The organism is Streptomyces sp. NPDC046915 (assembly GCF_040644935.1).
In the GTDB taxonomy this organism is placed as follows: Bacteria; Actinomycetota; Actinomycetes; order Streptomycetales; family Streptomycetaceae; genus Streptomyces.
Genome location: NZ_JBEYXB010000005.1, coordinates 93,491 through 109,934 on the forward strand (window position 1 = coordinate 93,491; position 16,444 = coordinate 109,934).

Below are 16,444 nucleotides of genomic sequence, written 5' to 3' on the forward strand. Positions count from 1 at the left end.
TCACTCCCCCGGGGCGAGGGTGCGCGCGAGCACGCGTGCCGTGTCGGAGATCAGCCCGTTGTCCACCACCGCGTCCCGGGTGGTCTTCGACGACAGCACGGTCAGCACGACCGGTGTCCCCTTGGTGGTCCAGGCGAGGCCGATGTCGTTGCCGGTCGCGTAGTCACCGGTGCCGGTCTTGTCGGCGACGACCCAGTCCTGCGGCAGACCGCGGCGGAACCGCTCGCCGCTGGTGGTGTTGCCCTTCAGCCAGGTGACGAGCTGCTCGCGGTCGGCGGCCGCCAGGGACCGGCCCTGCGTCAGCCGCGTGAAGCTGCCGCCGACAGCCTCCGGCGTGGTGGTGTCGCGCAGGTCGCCGGGGACGGCGGAGTTCAGGTCGGTCTCCCAGCGGTCGAGCCGGCTGACCGGGTCGCCGATCGACCGGAAGAACCGGGTGAGCCCGTCCGGCCCGCCGATCTGACGCAGCAGCAGGTTGCCCGCCGCGTTGTCGCTGTACTGGATCGCGGCCGCGCACAGGTCGCCCACCGTCATGCCGGTGTCGACGTGGTCCCCGGTGATCGGGCAGTTCGGCAGCACCACGTCCGCCGGCGGGTAGTGGATCACCTTGTCCAGCGGCGCGCAGTGGCCATGATCGCGGAGGATCGCCGCCGCGGCGAACGCCTTGAACGTCGAGCACAGGGCGAACCGCTCCTGCGCCCGGTAGGAAACGACCTGGCCGGTGCGGAGGTTGCGGGCGTACACACCGAGGCGGGCGGCGTACTGCTGCTCCAGGTCGCGCAACTCACCTTCCGCGTCCGCCGGTTGTGAGCCCGAGGCGGCCGACGCGGTAGGCGCCGACGAGGCGGCGGTGAGCACGGCGGTGGACACGGCGAGACCGGCCTTGAGCAGGCCTCGTCGCGGAAAGGAGGTGGCAGTGGTCATGCGCCCAGCGAAACAGGCGCACACCGTCCATGTCCAAGAGTGATCTTTGAAGCACTCATAACTTATTGATATGAAGGCTGGATGGATCTGCTGGCGCACCTCGAGGCGTACGTCGCGACCGTGGACGAGGCGAGCTTCTCGCGTGCCGCCGACCGGCTCGGGATCGCCCAGCCGCTTCTCAGCCGGCGCGTCAAGACGCTGGAGGAGCACTTCGGCGGTCTGCTCTTCGACCGTTCCCGACGTCAGGTCACGGTCACCGAGTTCGGCCGGCTCCTCCTGCCGTACGCCCAGGACGTACTGGACCGGGCCCAGCGGTTGCGGCATGTCGCGGGGGCGGCCCGGCAGACGGCGGTACGGGCCGTCGGCGTGCCCGCGGACTGCGGCCCGGCGGCACTGGCGCGAGTCATCCGCGCCGGTACGGAGCACGGCATTCCGCTCGGCGTGCACGAACTGCCGCCTCAGGAACGGGTGTCGGGCCTGTCCGCCGGATCGCTGACGTACGCGCTGCTGCGGGTGCCCCCGGAGAACGCCGCCCTCCGCGTGCCGCTCGGCCTGGCCTCCGCGCCGCCGCCCGACGCTCCGGACGAGAGGCGTCCCCGCCCGCGACCGCGCCCGGTCCACCTGGAGGACCTGCGGCCACGGCGCGGCCACGGCGCGCGGGACGGGCGGCGGGCACCGGTGCCGGTCCTCAGCCTGGCCGAGGACCAAGTCCCGTACGCACAGGACCGGTTGCGGCGTGCGGCGGCTCGCGCCGGGCTGCCCGAGGACGTGGTCCGTGCCGCCGGGCCGACGGCGACCGCGCTCGCCGAGACCCTCGCCGGGCGGGTGACGCTGCTGTGCGCGGAGCCGTTCGCACGGCGGCACGGCGCGAGCTGGGCGCCGCTGGGCGACGCGTCGCTGCACCGGGGGTACGAACCGGGCTCGGCGGAACGTCAGGGTGCGGCGACCGTGCCGGGCTGGCTGGTCGCGCTGCTGGCGGCCGCGGTCGGTGCCGCGACGACCGGAGCGGCCACGGCGTACGAGGCCGCGGAGGCCTCCTCGCGACTGGCGGCGCGCGGATGAGCGCCGGCCCGGTCCACCGCCCCGCCTGTACGGCCGGCGACGCCGCGCTCCTCGAGGTCGCGGAGGCGATCGCCGCCGACTGGGCGGAGCTCGGCGTCCGCGGCTCGTTCCTCGCCCGCAACCTCGACACCGGCGAGCAACTCGGCTTCGACGCCGACGAACCGGTGCCCCTCGCCTCGGTGGTCAAGGTCCCGCTCGCACTGGTCGTGCTGGACCGGATCGCGGCCGGAGAACTCGACGCCGCACGGCCGGTGACCGTCGACCCGGCCACCGGCAGCGTCGGCCCGACCGGGCTCGCGGCCTTCCGGCACCCGGCCACCGTGGCCGTCGGCGACCTGGTCCTCCTCATGCTCGCGGTCAGCGACAACACCGCCGCCGACGCGTTGCTCGACCTCGTCCCGGTGGCGGACGTCGACGCCCGGCTGACCGCGTGGGGGTGTTCCGGCATACGGATGCGGCACCGGCTCCACCACATGTACCAGTGCGCCGCGGGCGCCGCGGGCAACGACTTCTCGCTCGCCCTGGAACTGGCCATCCGCGACGACCGCTCGGGGCGGCACACCATCGAGACGCTGGACCCGGCCCACGCCAACCTCGGCACCGCCGCGTCGCTCGTCACCCTGCTCCAGCGCGTGTGGCGGGACGAGATCGCCCATGCCGGCGCGACCGCGGAACTCCGCCGGCTGATGGGACTTCAGGTCTTCACGCACCGCCTGGCGGCCGAACTGCGCGCGGACACCGTCCGGGTCAGCGGCAAGACGGGCACGTTCCTCCATCTGCGGCACGAGATCGGCGTGGTGGAGGCCGAGTCCGGCGACCGCGTGGCGGTGGCCGCGCTCACCCGCTCCGACCGCCGGGCCAACCTGGCACCGGACATCGACCTCGCGATCGGGATCGCCGCCCGGCAGGCCTTCGAAGCGCTGCGCCGCTGAGAGTCACCGTTCACCCGGGCCGGCCGCCGACCCGGTTCCCGGCCCGTCCCACGACCCACAGGGCGATCTGGGTGCGCGATCGCATGCCCAGCTTGTCGCGGACTTTGTCCAGATGCGTGGCCACGGTACGGGCGGAAAGACCGAGCCGCTCCCCGATCCGCCCGTTGGTCAGCCCCTCGGCGACGAGTTCGGCCACCATGAACTCCCGGGCGGTGAGCGGGTACTGGCCGTCGGCGGCTCCCGCGGTGTCCCTCGTCGCGCGGTGCCCGCCGCCCGGTGTGCGCAGGGCGTAGGCGACCAGCCGGTCCCCGCGCAGCCGGCGGCCGACGCTGACGGCCGCGTCCCGCGCGGTCGCCGACAGCCCGGTACGCGCCCGCTCCGCCGTCTGTTCCACCTGCCGCCGCCACGGATCCTCCGGCTCGGTGTCCAGCCGGCGGCGGGCCTGCGCGCTCGCCTCGTACAGGCGCAGGGCCCGCTGCGGGTCGCCGCTCTCGGCGGCCACCAGCGCCAGGCCCTCGACGGGGTAGAGCGCGTGGAAACCCGCTTCGGGGACGATCCGCAGCACTTCGGCGAACAGTGCCTCGGCGCTCTCCAGCCGTCCCAGCGCCAGCCGCACGGCGCCCGCGGTGTGCAGCGCCGCCGCGGTCCGGCGCCAGGGCGCGTGTGCCCGTATCAGCGGCAGGCAGCGGGACATCAGCGCGTCGGCCTCGGCCTCCCGGCCCGTCTGGAGCAGGGCCCAGGCCAGATGGTGGGTGCACCACGCGGTGTCGTGCGGTCTGCCGAGCGGGGTGAGGACGTCCAGGCACTCCCGCAGGTCCGTGACGGCCGCGTCGGGTTCACCCCGGCACAGCCGTGCCGCGGCGCGCGCGTCCAGGGCGTTGGCGAGACCGGCGGGGTGGTCGCGTGCGCGCTCCGCGGCCACCGCTCGCTCGCCCAGGAGCAGTGCCTGGCTCAGCTCGGCCTGCTGGCAGGCGACGCGCGCCGCCAGCGCCGGGACCGTACCGCCGAGTGCCCGGCCGTCTGCGGTGCGCAGCAGCCCGGTCAGCAGCGCGCGGGCGGCCGAGGGCTGTTCCTGCTGATAGTGCACACGGGCCAGTTCGAGCGTCAGCCGTGCGGGCGGGGCGGTGTCGCGGCCGCCGCCGGTGGACAGGGCCGCCGCGAGGTTGTCGCGCTCCCCGACGAGCGGGCCGTCGGCCTGGTCGGCGAACACCTCCTCACCGGCCCGGTCGGCGAGCCCGGTGAGCCATTGGAGGGCCCGCCGCCGGGTGGTGTGCAGCTCACCGGAGGCGACCAGGCACTCCATCGCGTAGGCCCGGATGGCCGTCAGTTGTCTGAACCGTGCGGGCTCGGCGTCCCCGGGCAGACGGACGATCAGCGACTTGGCCTCGAGGGCGCACAGGATGCGGAGGATCTGCTGCTGCGTGATGCCGTCACCGGCGCAGACGGTCCGCGCCGCGTGCGTCCCGAACCCGCCGACGAGGACCGCGAGACGCCGGAAGACGGCCTGTTCCGCCGGATCGAGCAGCCGATGGCTCCAGTCGATCGCGGCGGCCAGTTCGCTGTGCCGCCGTGGCCCGGTCCTGCTTCCGCCGGTGAGGAGTGGCAGCTGGGACAGCTGGTCGTCCAGGCCGGCCAGGATGTCCCCCGGCGCGAGGGTGCCGACACGTCCGGCCGCGAGTTCGACGGCGAGGGTCAGCCCGTCCAGCCGGCGGCATATCTCGGCGACGGTCCTGCCGTTGCCGCGGTGCAGGGTGAATCCGGGTGCCCGGGCGGCGGCACGCTCGGTGAACAGCCGGACGGCGTCGGCCCGCAGGAGGACCGCCGGATCGTCCTCGTCGCCGGCCGGGGGCAGGGACAGCTCGCCGACCCGGAGCACGGTCTCCCCGGGCACCCGCAGGGCCTCCCGGCTGGTGGCCAGGATCCGCAGCCGGGGGCAGTGCCGCAGCAGGGCCGCCGCCAGTCGCGCGCACGGCTCGGCCAGATGCTCGCAGTTGTCGAGGATCAGCAGCCGCGAGGCGCCACCGATCGCGCCGACGAGGACGTCCACGCCGGACCGGCCGGCCTGTTCGCCGACGGCCAGGGCGGCGGCCACGGACTGCGCGAGGAGCTCTCCGTCGTGCAGCGAGTCGAGCTCCACCAGGTCCACCCGGGTGCCGCGGCCGGACAGGCCCCCGGCGAACTCCAGCGCCAGCCGCGTCTTGCCGACGCCTCCGGTACCGGTCAGGGTGAGCAGGCGCGATGTCCTCAGCAGGGTGCGCAGCCGCGCCAGCTCCTGCCGCCGGCCCACGAAGGAGTCGAGCGCCCGGGGCGGGACGAGACCCCGGGCGCCCGGATCCGGGCGAGCCGACCGCCGTCTGAGCGCCCGTTGCCGGCACGCGTTGGAGCAGTAGCGAGCCGGCCGGCCGCCGTGCGGTCTCCCCGTCAGCGCCGCACCGCACGACTCGCACGTCCGACTCCGGCTCATCCCGGATTCCTGGCCGCGCGCCCCCGGAGCGAAACCCTCACTTTCCGCTCCGGCGCGCGCGGTCAGGGCGTTGCGGTGGGGTCGACGCCCAGGACGACGGTGCCGGTCACTCCCTTCCCGAGGTCGCTGCCCGCCGGGGTGACGGTCAGCAGGGTCGAGGATCCGCCGTTGCGGTAGATGCCGTCCCGGGCGTTGAGCGTGCGGGTGGCCGTGTTGTTCCGGTAGGGAGCGCGGGCGGCAATCCTGGTGTTGTACGTCTCCGGGAAGTAGAGCTGGCCGGTGTGGGAGACGTGGCCGCCGTGGTACGTCCCGTCGGACACCGTGCCGCCGGCGTGCGTCTTGACGTGGATGTGGAGGGCCCGGCCCACGTACCAGCCGGGGTAGATCGTGGTGAACTCCGTGACGCCGGCGGAGTCGGTCAGCTGGACGCCGCGCAGGAAGGTCGTGTCCGGGGTGGAACCGCCCGCGACGTAACCGGAGTAGACCCCGAGGGCGTCGCAGTGCCAGATGTCGACAGCGGTGCCGGGCAGCGGGGCGCAGGTCCTGCTGTCGACCACGGTGACGCGCAGCGTCAGCGGTACGCCGGCCCTGCCCTCGGTGATGTCCTTGCGGACCGTCTCCAGGTCCAGGTAGTACGGCCCTTCGGTCTGCTCGGGCGTGAGCACACAGGCGGCCGCCGGCCGGGCCGGCTGCCGCGTGGCGGTGTTCCGGTCGGTGGCCGCGGTCGCCTGCGCGGCCGTGAGCCCGAGGGCGGCCACGCCGAGGGTCGCGCCGCCCAGGGTGGCGATGACGGATCGCCGGTCGTGGTGGGGGGTGTCAGTCATGCTGCGACGATGACGCGTGCGACGCTCCACGGGATCGGTCGGACGACCCATGATTCGGGGGCGTTACGAAACTCCCCCGACGCCGGCCGGCAGCGGTCACCCGTTCGTCGCGGCCTTCTTGATCGCTTCGCGGATGCGGGAGTACGTACCGCAGCGGCACACGTTCTCGATCCGGTCGATGTCGTCGTCGGTCGGGTGGGCGGTCTTCTTCAGCAGGGCCGCCGCCGCCATGATCTGGCCCGGCTGGCAGAAGCCGCACTGGGCGACGTCGCAGTCGAGCCAGGCCTGCTGCACGGGGTGCAGGGTGTCGCCGTCGGCCAGGCCCTCGATGGTGGTGACCTGACGGTCCGCGCAGTCGGCGACCGGCACGACGCAGGGCTGGACCTCCTCGCCGTCGAGGTGACTGGTGCAGGCCCGGCAGACCCCCACACCGCAGCCGTACTTGGGCCCGGTGACGTGCAGCAGGTCCCGCAGGACCCACAGCAGCGGCATGTCGGCCGGGGCCTCGACGGTGACCGGCTTGCCGTTGAGGACGAAGGAGTAGGACGGCATCGGCACTCTTTCAGAAGGTGAGGGGGAAGCGGCGGGGCTTGGTGCCGGTGGCCCGGGCGTAGGCGTTGGCGACGGCACCGGCCGCGGCCGGCACGCCGAGTTCGCCCGCCCCGCCCGGTTCCCGGCCGGAGGCCACGATGTGCGCCTCGAAGTGCAGCGGGGCGTGCCGCTGGCGGGCGTAGTGGAAGTCGGCGTAGCTGCTCTCGCGGACGGCGCCCCGGTCGATGTGGAGGCCTGCCTGGAGGACGGTGGAGATGCCGTCGATGGCGGTGCCCATCAGCTGGGCCTGAAGTCCCCGCGGGTTGACGGCCGTTCCGACGTCGGCCGCCATCACCACCTTGGTCACCCGGGGGTTCTTCGGATCGCCGGCGTCGATCTCGGTCAGGCAGGCGACGCACGAGCCGTACTCCTCGTGGACGGCGATGCCCTGCGCCTGGCCGGCCGGCATGGTCCGGCCCCAGTCCCCGGCTTCCGCGACCTTGTCGAGCACGGCCTTGACGGCCTTGTTCCGGAGCGTGGTGCGCCGGAAGGCGATCGGGTCCTTGCCCAGGCTCGCGGCGACCTCGTCGACCATGACCTCCTCGGCGGCGCGCATCGTCCCGGAGTCCACCGACCGCCAGGCGCCGAGCGGCATCGCCAGTTCGACCGAGCCCGAGTCCCCGGAGACCCGGCCGAAGTTGTACAGGCCGCTCCCGCTGGGCAGCGGACCGGCGGCACGCGACCCGGCCCGGACGATCCCGCCCTGGGCAGTCGCCCCCTTCCCCCCGGAGGACTCGCTCACCGAGGCCGTGACGTGGGTGAAGGCCACCACCCTGCCCCCTGCGTGGCTGGCCCGGATCCGGTGGTGGTCGGCCGGGCGCATCCTGCCGTGCCGGGTGTCGTCGGCGCGGCTCCACATCAGCTTCACCGGCCGGCGTGCCGCCTTCGAGATGACGGCCGCCTCGATCGCGGCGTCGTAGTTCAGCCGGCGGCCGAACGAACCGCCGCCCCGGATGACATGGACCCGTACCTTCGACGCGGGCAGCCCGACCGCCGAGGCGATGCTGTCCCGCGCGTCCATCGGTGTCTGGGAGGAGAACCAGATCTCGGCGTGCCCGGCACGCACGTCCGCCACCGCGGTCAGCACCTCCATCGGCGCATGGCTGACGAAGGCGAACTCGAACTCGCCCTCGACCTGGGCCGATCCACGCGGCGGGGTGCCCATGCGGGGCACGGCCGCCCGCAGCCGGGAGCGGATCGCGGCGTCGGACAGCGAGGCAAGGGGGCCCGGACCCCAGGTGATGTGCAGGGCGTCCCTGGCCTTGAAGGCGTGGTGGAAGGACTCGGCCACCACGGCGACCCCGCCGGCGATCCTGACGACGGCGTGGACCCCCGGCATCGCACGCGCCGCCCGGTCGTCGACGGACACGACCTTGCCGCCGAGCGTGGGCGGCCGGGCCACCACGGTGGGCTTCGCTCCGGCCACCGTCAGGTCCCCGGTGTACTCGGCCCTGCCGGTGACGATGTCCCGGGCGTCGATCCGGTTCGTCGGCCGGCCGATCACCCGGTGCCGGGAGGCCGGCTTGGGCTTGCTCGACACGGCCGGCCGGCGGACCCGCGCGGCGCTCTCGGTCAGTGATCCGAAGGTGGCCGACCGCCCGTCCGGCGCGATCACCTGCGTGTCCCGGGTACGCAGGGACCACGCGGGGAGCCGCCACCGCTTGGCCGCCGCCGTCACCAGCTTGGCGCGCGCCAGGGCGGCCAGCGCTCGGGCCGGGCCGTACAGCGAACTGACCGAACTGGAGCCGCCGGTGTACTGGTTGCCCTTGGCGCGGGCCTCGGCGAGCGGGATGTCGACGTCGGCGAGCCGGGCGTCCAGTTCCTCGGCGATCATCATGGCGACCGCGGTGGTGACACCCTGGCCGACCTCGACGCGCGGCAGCCGTACGACGACCTTGTTCGCCGCCGTGACCTCGAGGACCAGCATCTCCTCGTCCGTACCGGTCGCCAGGACGTCGGACCGCTCACCGGCGGCCTCCGCGCCCTCCGCGGGCGACGCGTCGCAGCCGAGGGGGGCCGCGACGGTCAGAGTGGACGCCGCGAGGGAGTAGGCCATGAATCTGCGACGGGACAGCTGACGGGCCAACAGACGCTCCTTACGGGGGTGCCGGGTCGCTCCGGCTGCGTGTGCCGTCTGGTAGGAGGCGCCGGCGAGCCCGGGGGTTGCCTGCGCCTGGCCGTCGCTTGGGACTTTCTTGGCCGTCGCGTGAACGGGCATCCTGCGCGACGCCTTGCCGATCTCCGCGCGGCAGGGCGGCGAGGCGCTCATGAACGTGAGCACGGCCGGCCTCGACGCCTGGGCCTCGATCGTCGTCGACGGCAGGTACGTCACCCTCCGCAGTTCGGTGAAGACCGACGCGTGGCGGTCCCGGCTCCACTGGGGCGTGGTGAAAAAGACATAGGCACCCGATAAGGCGTCACCGATGAAATGCGGGAAATTCACACCGCCCGGTCGCTGACGATTCCGTGGCGAACATGTGTGGATGTCGTACCCGCCGGGCGCGAAGTGGTGGCGTATAACCGTGTCGGTACTGATTCGCGCCACCGCTGTTCACGGAGGAGGCTTGCGGCGAAATCCGTCGTGCAGTAATCACGTGAATCATGAACCTGTTCCACCGCGGTGCGTCACTCCGCCGCTCGGCATCCTCCACCACAGCCCAACTCACCGCCGAGCCACAGAACTTGGCCTCTGACGCCGTCCTCGATCCCGCCCTGGCGGCGCTGACCGGAGAGTGGATGATCGACCCGGCGCACAGCCGGATCGGCTTCTCCGTCCGGCATGCCATGGTGACGACGGTGCGGGGGGCATTCACCGAGTACGAGAGCCGGCTCTACTTCGACGGCCGGAATCCGGGTCGCTCGCGGGCGGAGATCACATTGTCCACCGCGAGCGTCGACACCGGCGTGGAACAGCGTGACGCCCACTTGGCCGGTCGTGGCTTCCTGGACTCCGCCGCTTATCCCCGTATGCGTTTCACCAGTACGGCCGTGCGGCTCGCGAGCCCCGAGGTCTACCGTATGACCGGGGACCTCACCATCAAGGACGTCACCCGTCCCGTCGTCCTGGAGCTCACCTACATAGGACACGTCACCGACCCCTTCGGCTACGAGCGGGTCGGATTCGACGGCACCACCACCATCGACCGCTCCGAATGGGGCCTGACGTACGACGCCCGGCTCGCCGAGGGCGGCGCCATGGTGAGCGAGAAGGTACGTCTCCAGTTCGACATCGCCGCCATCCGCGCCACGCCCATGGGCTGACCGGCCGGGGTTCCTGGTCCCCGTACTACCAGGAACCGGGGGGCACTGGCTTCCCGCACCGCCCGGTCGCACAGTGGACGCATGACCACAACACTGATAACAGGAGCGAACAAGGGTCTCGGCTTCGAGACCGCCCGCCGCCTCGTCGAGGCGGGACACACCGTCTACATCGGCAGCCGCGACGCCGAACGCGGCCGCCGGGCCGCCGAGCGACTGGGTGCGCGCACGGTCCGGCTGGACGTCACCGACGACGACTCCGTGCGGACCGCCGCGGCGGCCATCGAGGCCGACGGAGGCCTGGACGTACTGATCAACAACGCCGGTGTCGAGGAAAGGGCCGACGGCAACGCCGTGATCGGCGCCGCGGACGTCACGGCCGACACCATGCGGAACACGTTCGAGACCAACGTCTTCGGCACGGTGCGCGTCCTGCACGCCTTCCTGCCGCTCCTCCGGCGTTCGGCCGCCCCCGTGGTGGTCAACCTCAGCAGCGGGCTGGCCTCCCTGACCCGGGTCACCGACGCCGGCACCCCGACGTACGCCTACCCGGGCGTCGCCTATCCGGCGTCGAAGACCGCCGTCAACATGATCACGGTGCAGTACGCGAAGGCGTTCCCCCACATGCGGATCAACGCGGTGGAGCCCGGCTTCACCAAGACCGACCTCAACGGCAACACCGGCATCCAGACCGTCGAACAGGGCGCCGAGATCATCGTGCGCATGGCGCAGGTGGGCCCCGACGGTCCCACGGGCGGCTACTTCGACGCCGAAGGCACCCTTCCCTGGTGATCCGTACCGGCCCGGCTCACCGACGGCAGGTCCTGCTCGGTCCAGATGCACTTGCCGTCGCCGAGGAAGCGCGTGCCCCAGCGCTGTGACAGGGCGGCGACCAGGTGCAGGCCCCGGCCGCCCTCGTCCGTGTATCCGGCGCGCCGGATGCGCGGGGTGGTGAGGCTGCCGTCGTACACCTCGCAGATCAGTGACCGGCTGTGCAGCAGACGCAGCCGCACGGGGCCCCTGGCGTGCCGGACGACGTTGCCGACCAGCTCGCTGACCAGCAGCTCGGTGGTCATCTCGAGCTCTTCAAGGCCCCATGCGGCCAGTCGGCGGCGGACGAACTCGCGGGCCTGGCCGGCCGCCCTGGGGTCTTGCGGCAGGCTGCACCAGGCGACGTCACCGGGAGGTGTGGCGCGGGTGTGCGCGATCAGCAGGGCCGCGTCGTCACTGGTCTGCTCGCGGTCGGGCAGCAGCGTCGCCACCAGGTGGTCGCACAGGGCTTCGAGCCGGTCCGTGCGCTCGTCCGACCGCCCGTCAGGGAAGTACGAGGTCCGCGCGACGGCCTCCTCCAGAGTCCGCCGGAGCTGGGCGAGGCCCTCGTCGATGTCCCGGCCGGCCGCGTCCACGAGACCGTCGGTGCAGAACACCAGCAGGCTCTCCTCCGGCAGGTCCACCTCGTGGACGTCGAAGGGCGGCTCGGCGGCGCCGAGCGGTGGATTGACGGACACCTCGGGGCGGCGGACCGTGCCGTCCGGGTGGACGACGACCGGCGGCGGATGCCCGGCCAGGGCGAGCGCACAGGTCCGGGCGACCGGGTCGTAGACGGCGTACGAGAAGGTGGCGTAGTAGTCGTCCCCCAGCTCGCCGACGATCTCGTTGAGGTGGCCGAGCAGTTCGTCCGGCTCCAGTTCCAGGTCGACGAGCGTGCGCACCGCCGTACGCAGCCGGCCCATGGTCGCGGCCTCGGCGATGCCGTGGCCCATGACGTCGCCGATCACCAGGGCGACACGGTCGGCGGAGAGCGGGATCAGGTCGTACCAGTCTCCGCCCACCTCGTCGCCCCGGCCCGCGGGCAGATAGCGGGCGGCGGCGGAGACGGCGGGCGGGGAGGGCAGCGACTTGGGGAGCAGGCCGCGCTGGAGTCCCTGGGCCCTGGTGTGCTCCATGTCGTACAGGCGCGCGCGTTCCAGTGCCTGGGCGACCAGACCGCTGACCGCGGTGAGCAGGGTGCGCTCCTCCTGGCTGAAGGAGCGCTGACGGGCGAACGACATGACGCAGCAGCCGATCGGACGACCGGACGCGATGAGCGGGAGGAACGCCCACGCGTTCTTGGTCGACTTCACGGTCACCCCTCTCAGTTCCCCGTACTGCCTGCGGAACTGGGCCTTCGACTCCACGAACATGGGGGTACGGGTACGCAGCGCGTCGGAGACCGCCGTGTTGTCGCCCAGCGGAATCCCGTCGATCAGGCTCAGGAAGTCCGGTCCGTATCCGACGGAGTCGACCACACGCACCCGGCCGCCCTCCAGCCTCTCGACCACCAGTCCGTCGGCGCCGAACGGCGGCAGGACGTGCTCGGCGACGACACGGACCACGTCCCGGGACGACACGGCCTCGGTGAGCGCGACCGTCAGCTCGCCCACACGCGCGGTGCGCTCCGCCGCGCCGCGCTCGCCGGCCGTCTCCTCGTCGATCCGCTGCGGTGTGACGTCGGCGAAGAAGATCGCCAGCCCGCTCTCCGGCAGCGGCACCAGGCGTACCCGGCTCACCCGCCGGTCGCCCGGCCGGGACAGGTCGAAGGTCAGCGGCGCCCGCTCGGCGGACGCCCTGCGGCAATGGCATTCCATGGCCCGGACGTGGCCGGCCGGGACGTCCCACAGGGTGCTGCCGAGCGCCGCCCCGCCCACGCCGAGGTGGCGCTCGGCCGCCCGGTTGAGGAAGGTGATCCGCCAGTCCTCGTCGACGGTGAGGAAGCCGTCCGCCATCGTGTCGAGCGCGCGCACGACGGGGTCCGGCCCCGTTCCTGTGCCGGTGCCGCCGAGAGCTGGGCCGGCACCCAGGCGCCCCGACGCCCATCCGGCCACCGCGTGCAGGAGGCGGCGCCGCGCCGGGTCCGGCTCGCCGGGCTCCGCCGTCAGCACCGTGAGGGCCCCGACGGGTCCGGCCCGGCCCGGCAGCGGAACCGAGACGACACCCGCGGCCCCGATGCCCAGGACGTCCTCGCCCAGCCAGACGTACTCGCCGCCGCGCACGGCCCGGGCGGGCGGCGCGTCCGCGTCCTGCCCGATCCGGGCCCACCCTCCGACGGTCCCGAGCGGCAGGCCGCTGAGCGCCACGAGGCGCAGCGGGCCGGTGCCGCCGGGGTCCCGGTGGTGCAGCAGGCCGCCCAGGCCGTGCAGGCCGGCGGTCGCCTGCTGGAGCGCCAGCGGCAGGGCGACGGCGTCCGGCTGGTCTCCGGCCGCGGTTTCCAGCAGTCGCAGGCGTGCGGACCCCAGCCCTTCGGCGCGACCGGCGCGCCCGGAGATACCGGCCGTCACGTCGCCTCCCCGGTCCGTACCGAGTCTGCTGACATCAACAGTAGGTCGTCAGGGCTCCCTGAGCAGCGTGAGGTGGGCGAGGTCTCCGGGCGGCGGGGTGGTGACCGACCACAGCGGGGCGGCGGGTCCGTCGGCCACCGCCGCCGGGGCGTCGGTCAGGTTCATCCGCTCGCGCAGACGGCCGTAGAAGTCCATCGGCCCCAGCCGGACCGCCCGCAGCCGGCGCGGCGCCGCGTACACACCGATCCAGTCGCCCGGCCCGAGCACGCCGCGCAGCTGGCCGTCGATGCTGACCGCGGCCTGACCCGACCGTTCGAGGACGCGCAGCCCCACGGGTTCGTCCGGGGCGGTCACGACCGACCGGTTGAACGCCATGTGCGGGGCGACCGGCGTGAAGACCAGCGCCTCGGCGCGCGGCGAGACGACGGGGCCGCCGGCGGCGAAGCTGTAGGCGGTCGAGCCCGTCGGGGTGGCCACCATCAGGGCGTCGGCGGAGTAGGACGCCAGGAGCCGGCCCCCGACGTAGACCCCGACCGACACCTGGCGGTCCCTCGACAGCTTCTCCAGGACGATGTCGTTCAGCGCGAAGACGTTCAGCGGCACGCCCCACTCGTCGCCGGTCTCGCAGTCGGTGCGCACCGGGGGAGGCGGCAGGAGCGGCCCGCGCCCGTACCGCAGCAGCGCTTCCATGTCGGACGGCACCCGCAGCCGGCACGAGGCGCGCATGGTCAGCAACAGGCGGTGCTCCACGGCCACCCGATCGTCCCGTACGGCGTCCAGTGCCGCGCGCACCTCGGCGACGGGCACCTCCGTCAGGAAGCCCACCCGTCCCAGGTCGACGCCGAGGACCAGGGCGTCGTGCTCGGCGGCCAGCCGTGCGCCGCGCAGGAAGGTGCCGTCGCCGCCCAGCGTGACGATGAGGTCGGGATCGCCGGCGGCCTCCACCTCCTCCCCCGCGCTGCGCCGCACCCCGTCCCGCCACACATCGATGTCCGTGCACGGCACGGCGTGCTCGGCACACCACTCCCGTACGGCACGGGCGGCCTCCGCGGCTTCCGCGCGCCCACCGTGCACGACCAATCCGAGCCGACTCACCGTCACGTCCGCCTCCGCATCACCTCGGGACCGGCCACCAATACACCCCGAGTAACCCGCCGACGCCACCTGCCACACCGCCGGGTGCACCGAGGTCTTCGACCGGAGACGATTGATTGTCGATCGAAACCGATCGACAATCGATATATGCATCGCTCCTTCATCGCCATCCTCCGAGTCGGCATCGTCACAGCGATCCCGCTCGGTCTCTTCGGCGTCACCGGGCATCTGACGCTGGCCGACATCGCCTCCCCCGGGGACGGCATGGACGTCGTCGGCGCGCTGGGCGCCGCGATCGTGGGGGTCGGCGTCGGCGTGGGGGCGTCGTTCGCGATGCTCGTCGTCGTCATGCGGAGCCTCTTGCTCAAGGCGACGGATCTACAGAACGAGACGGCCGAGGTGGTCTGATGGCGATCATCGTCGACCTCGACGTCCTGCTCGCCGAACGGCGCCTGTCGGTCGGTGAGTTCGCCGAGGCCGTGGGCATCACGCCCGCCAACGTCGCCGTACTGAAGAACGGTCGCGCGAAGGCGGTCCGGTTCACGACGCTCGACGCGATCTGCCGCACCCTCGGCTGTCAGCCCGGCGACGTGCTGCGCTGGGTGCCCGACGACGGCGCGGACGACGGGTAGCAACGGGTGGCGAGCGGATACCCGGACGTCGTCAGCCGGCTTCCAGGGCTTCGGCCCGCCTCGTCAGCTCCGCCGCGATCTCGTCCCAGTCCGGGCCGTGCAGCCAAAGGTTCTGGGCCGCCTCGCGCAGCAGTGCCGGATCGTCCGGCCGTTGCAGGAGCGCCAGCCGGTAGGCGAGGTTCCGGACCCAGACCGGCAGCCGGCCGTCGACCACGTGCGGGCAGAGTTCAAGCAGCATCGCGAGTATCGCGTCCGCGTCGGCGAACGTCAGCTCCTCGACGAAGCAGTGCTCCCGGTGTTCGAGGCCGCACTCCGGCGTCGGGCGGTACTCGTCTCCGTAGAGACACCGGGCGTGCTCCGTCAGGCTGCTGTGCACGGGCGGACGGGGGTGCCGGCGAGGAAGGCGGTGATGTCCTCCACCGCCTGCGTGTAGAAGGTGCGGTAGTTCTGCTCGCTGACGTAACCGAGGTGCGGGGTGGCGAGCACGTTCGGCAGGGAGCGCAGGGGGTCGTCCGCGGGGAGCGGCTCGGTCTCGAAGACGTCGAGCCCCGCCCCGGCGATCCAGCCGTCCCGCAGGGCGCGCAGGAGTGCGCTCCGGTCGACGATGGCGGCGCGGGAGGTGTTGACCAGGTGGGCGTGCGGACGCATCGCGCGCAGTTCCGCCTCGCCGAGCAGGCCGCGGGTGCGGTCGGAGAGGACGAGGTGGACGGACACGAAGTCGCTGCGGCGCAGCAGGTCCTCCTTACTCGCCGCGAGTTGCGCTCCGGCGTCGGCCGCCCGCTCGGCGGTGAGGTTCTCGCTCCAGGCGAGGACCTCCATGCCGAAGGCGGTGGCGACGCGGGCGACCCGGGTCCCGATCTTGCCGAGTCCGAGCAGGCCCAGGGTCCGGCCGTGCAGGTCCTGGCCGACGGTGGACTGCCAGGGGCCACCTTCGCGCAGGGCCCGGTTCTCGGCGGTGACGTGCCGGGCGAGGCCGAGGAGGAGCGCCCAGGTCAGTTCGACGGGCGGGGTGGAGCTGCTCGCCGTACCGCAGACGGTCACGCCCTGGGCCGCCGCCGTGGCGAGGTCGATGGAGGCGTTGCGCATGCCGGTGGTCACCAGCAGCCGCAGCCGGGGCAGACGGCGCAGGAGATCGGCGTCGAAGGGAGTCCGCTCCCGCATGGCCACGATGATCTCGCAGTCGGCGAGCGCGGCCACGAGTGCGTCCCGGTCGGTGAGGTGTTCGCGGAGCGCGCGTACCTCGACCTGCCCGGCGAGGGGGCTCCAGTCCGCCAGGGTCAGGGCGGCACCCTGGTAGTCGTCCAGCACAGCGCAGTGGAGGGTCATGCGGACATTCTGCCTTTCACCG

Annotated in this window: 16 protein-coding genes; 7 read left to right on the top strand and 9 right to left on the bottom strand. The window is 73.1% G+C overall.

The genetic code is table 11. The features are described from left to right. Positions 1–921 (bottom strand): class A beta-lactamase, encoded by a 921-nt coding sequence (gene bla / locus ABZ915_RS14435; RefSeq protein WP_361801264.1) that lies wholly within the window; start codon positions 919–921, stop codon positions 1–3. An 81-nt stretch (positions 922–1,002) separates the two neighbouring features. On the opposite strand from bla, the gene ABZ915_RS14440 reads away from it, so the two are divergent. Both ABZ915_RS14440 and ABZ915_RS14445 read left to right on the top strand, forming a co-directional pair. Continuing rightward, a complete protein-coding gene (locus ABZ915_RS14440; RefSeq protein ID WP_361801267.1) occupies positions 1,003–1,983 on the top strand; it encodes a LysR family transcriptional regulator in 981 nt (326 codons plus the stop codon). Next, positions 1,980–2,915, top strand: coding sequence for a serine hydrolase (locus ABZ915_RS14445; RefSeq protein ID WP_361801270.1), 936 nt, complete (start codon positions 1,980–1,982; stop codon positions 2,913–2,915). The genes ABZ915_RS14440 and ABZ915_RS14445 overlap by 4 nt, the downstream gene beginning before the upstream one ends. Before the next feature lie 10 nt (positions 2,916–2,925). On the opposite strand, the gene ABZ915_RS14450 is transcribed toward ABZ915_RS14445, so the two are convergent. From ABZ915_RS14450 to ABZ915_RS14465, 4 genes are all read right to left on the bottom strand, one after another. Further along, positions 2,926–5,379, bottom strand: coding sequence for a tetratricopeptide repeat protein (locus ABZ915_RS14450; protein ID WP_361801273.1), 2,454 nt, complete (start codon positions 5,377–5,379; stop codon positions 2,926–2,928). A 62-nt stretch (positions 5,380–5,441) separates the two neighbouring features. Further along, on the bottom strand, positions 5,442–6,203 hold the full coding sequence (locus tag ABZ915_RS14455; RefSeq protein WP_361801276.1) for an intradiol ring-cleavage dioxygenase: 762 nt from the start codon (positions 6,201–6,203) through the stop codon (positions 5,442–5,444). Positions 6,204–6,299: 96 nt separating this feature from the next. Continuing rightward, complete coding sequence (locus tag ABZ915_RS14460; RefSeq protein ID WP_361801279.1) at positions 6,300–6,755, bottom strand: (2Fe-2S)-binding protein; 456 nt, start codon at positions 6,753–6,755, stop codon at positions 6,300–6,302. 10 nt (positions 6,756–6,765) lie between these two features. Next, entirely contained in the window at positions 6,766–8,850 is a 2,085-nt protein-coding gene (locus ABZ915_RS14465) for a molybdopterin cofactor-binding domain-containing protein (RefSeq protein WP_361802440.1), read from the bottom strand. Positions 8,851–9,025: 175 nt separating this feature from the next. Between ABZ915_RS14465 and ABZ915_RS14470 the strand changes: the two genes are divergently transcribed. The 3 genes from ABZ915_RS14470 to ABZ915_RS14480 all read left to right on the top strand — a co-directional run bounded on the left by ABZ915_RS14470 (position 9,026) and on the right by ABZ915_RS14480 (position 10,844). Continuing rightward, positions 9,026–9,196 (top strand): hypothetical protein, encoded by a 171-nt coding sequence (locus ABZ915_RS14470; RefSeq protein WP_361801282.1) that lies wholly within the window; start codon positions 9,026–9,028, stop codon positions 9,194–9,196. 199 nt (positions 9,197–9,395) lie between these two features. Continuing rightward, complete coding sequence (locus ABZ915_RS14475; RefSeq protein WP_361801285.1) at positions 9,396–10,055, top strand: YceI family protein; 660 nt, start codon at positions 9,396–9,398, stop codon at positions 10,053–10,055. 81 nt (positions 10,056–10,136) lie between these two features. Further along, positions 10,137–10,844, top strand: a complete 708-nt coding sequence (locus ABZ915_RS14480) for an SDR family NAD(P)-dependent oxidoreductase (RefSeq protein WP_361801288.1) — start codon at positions 10,137–10,139, stop codon at positions 10,842–10,844. Here the strand turns inward: ABZ915_RS14480 and ABZ915_RS14485 are convergent. Continuing rightward, positions 10,811–13,369, bottom strand: coding sequence for a SpoIIE family protein phosphatase (locus tag ABZ915_RS14485; protein WP_361801291.1), 2,559 nt, complete (start codon positions 13,367–13,369; stop codon positions 10,811–10,813). The two genes, ABZ915_RS14480 and ABZ915_RS14485, sit on opposite strands and share 34 nt — an antisense overlap. Positions 13,370–13,417: 48 nt before the next feature. Beyond that, a complete protein-coding gene (locus tag ABZ915_RS14490; protein ID WP_361801294.1) occupies positions 13,418–14,470 on the bottom strand; it encodes an NAD(+)/NADH kinase in 1,053 nt (350 codons plus the stop codon). 141 nt (positions 14,471–14,611) lie between these two features. Here ABZ915_RS14490 and ABZ915_RS14495 point away from each other — a divergent pair, with 141 nt between their 5' ends. After that, a complete protein-coding gene (locus ABZ915_RS14495) occupies positions 14,612–14,872 on the top strand; it encodes a hypothetical protein (RefSeq protein ID WP_361801297.1) in 261 nt (86 codons plus the stop codon). After that, positions 14,872–15,096 carry a helix-turn-helix transcriptional regulator gene (locus ABZ915_RS14500; RefSeq protein ID WP_361801300.1) on the top strand — a complete coding sequence of 75 codons (225 nt, stop codon included), beginning with the start codon at positions 14,872–14,874 and terminating at the stop codon, positions 15,094–15,096. Before ABZ915_RS14495 ends, ABZ915_RS14500 begins: the two co-directional genes overlap by 1 nt. Before the next feature lie 31 nt (positions 15,097–15,127). On the opposite strand, the gene ABZ915_RS14505 is transcribed toward ABZ915_RS14500, so the two are convergent. Next, a complete protein-coding gene (locus ABZ915_RS14505) occupies positions 15,128–15,472 on the bottom strand; it encodes a hypothetical protein (RefSeq protein ID WP_361801303.1) in 345 nt (114 codons plus the stop codon). Then, a complete protein-coding gene (locus ABZ915_RS14510; protein ID WP_361801306.1) occupies positions 15,457–16,422 on the bottom strand; it encodes a D-2-hydroxyacid dehydrogenase family protein in 966 nt (321 codons plus the stop codon). Before ABZ915_RS14510 ends, ABZ915_RS14505 begins: the two co-directional genes overlap by 16 nt. Positions 16,423–16,444 lie beyond the last annotated feature (22 nt).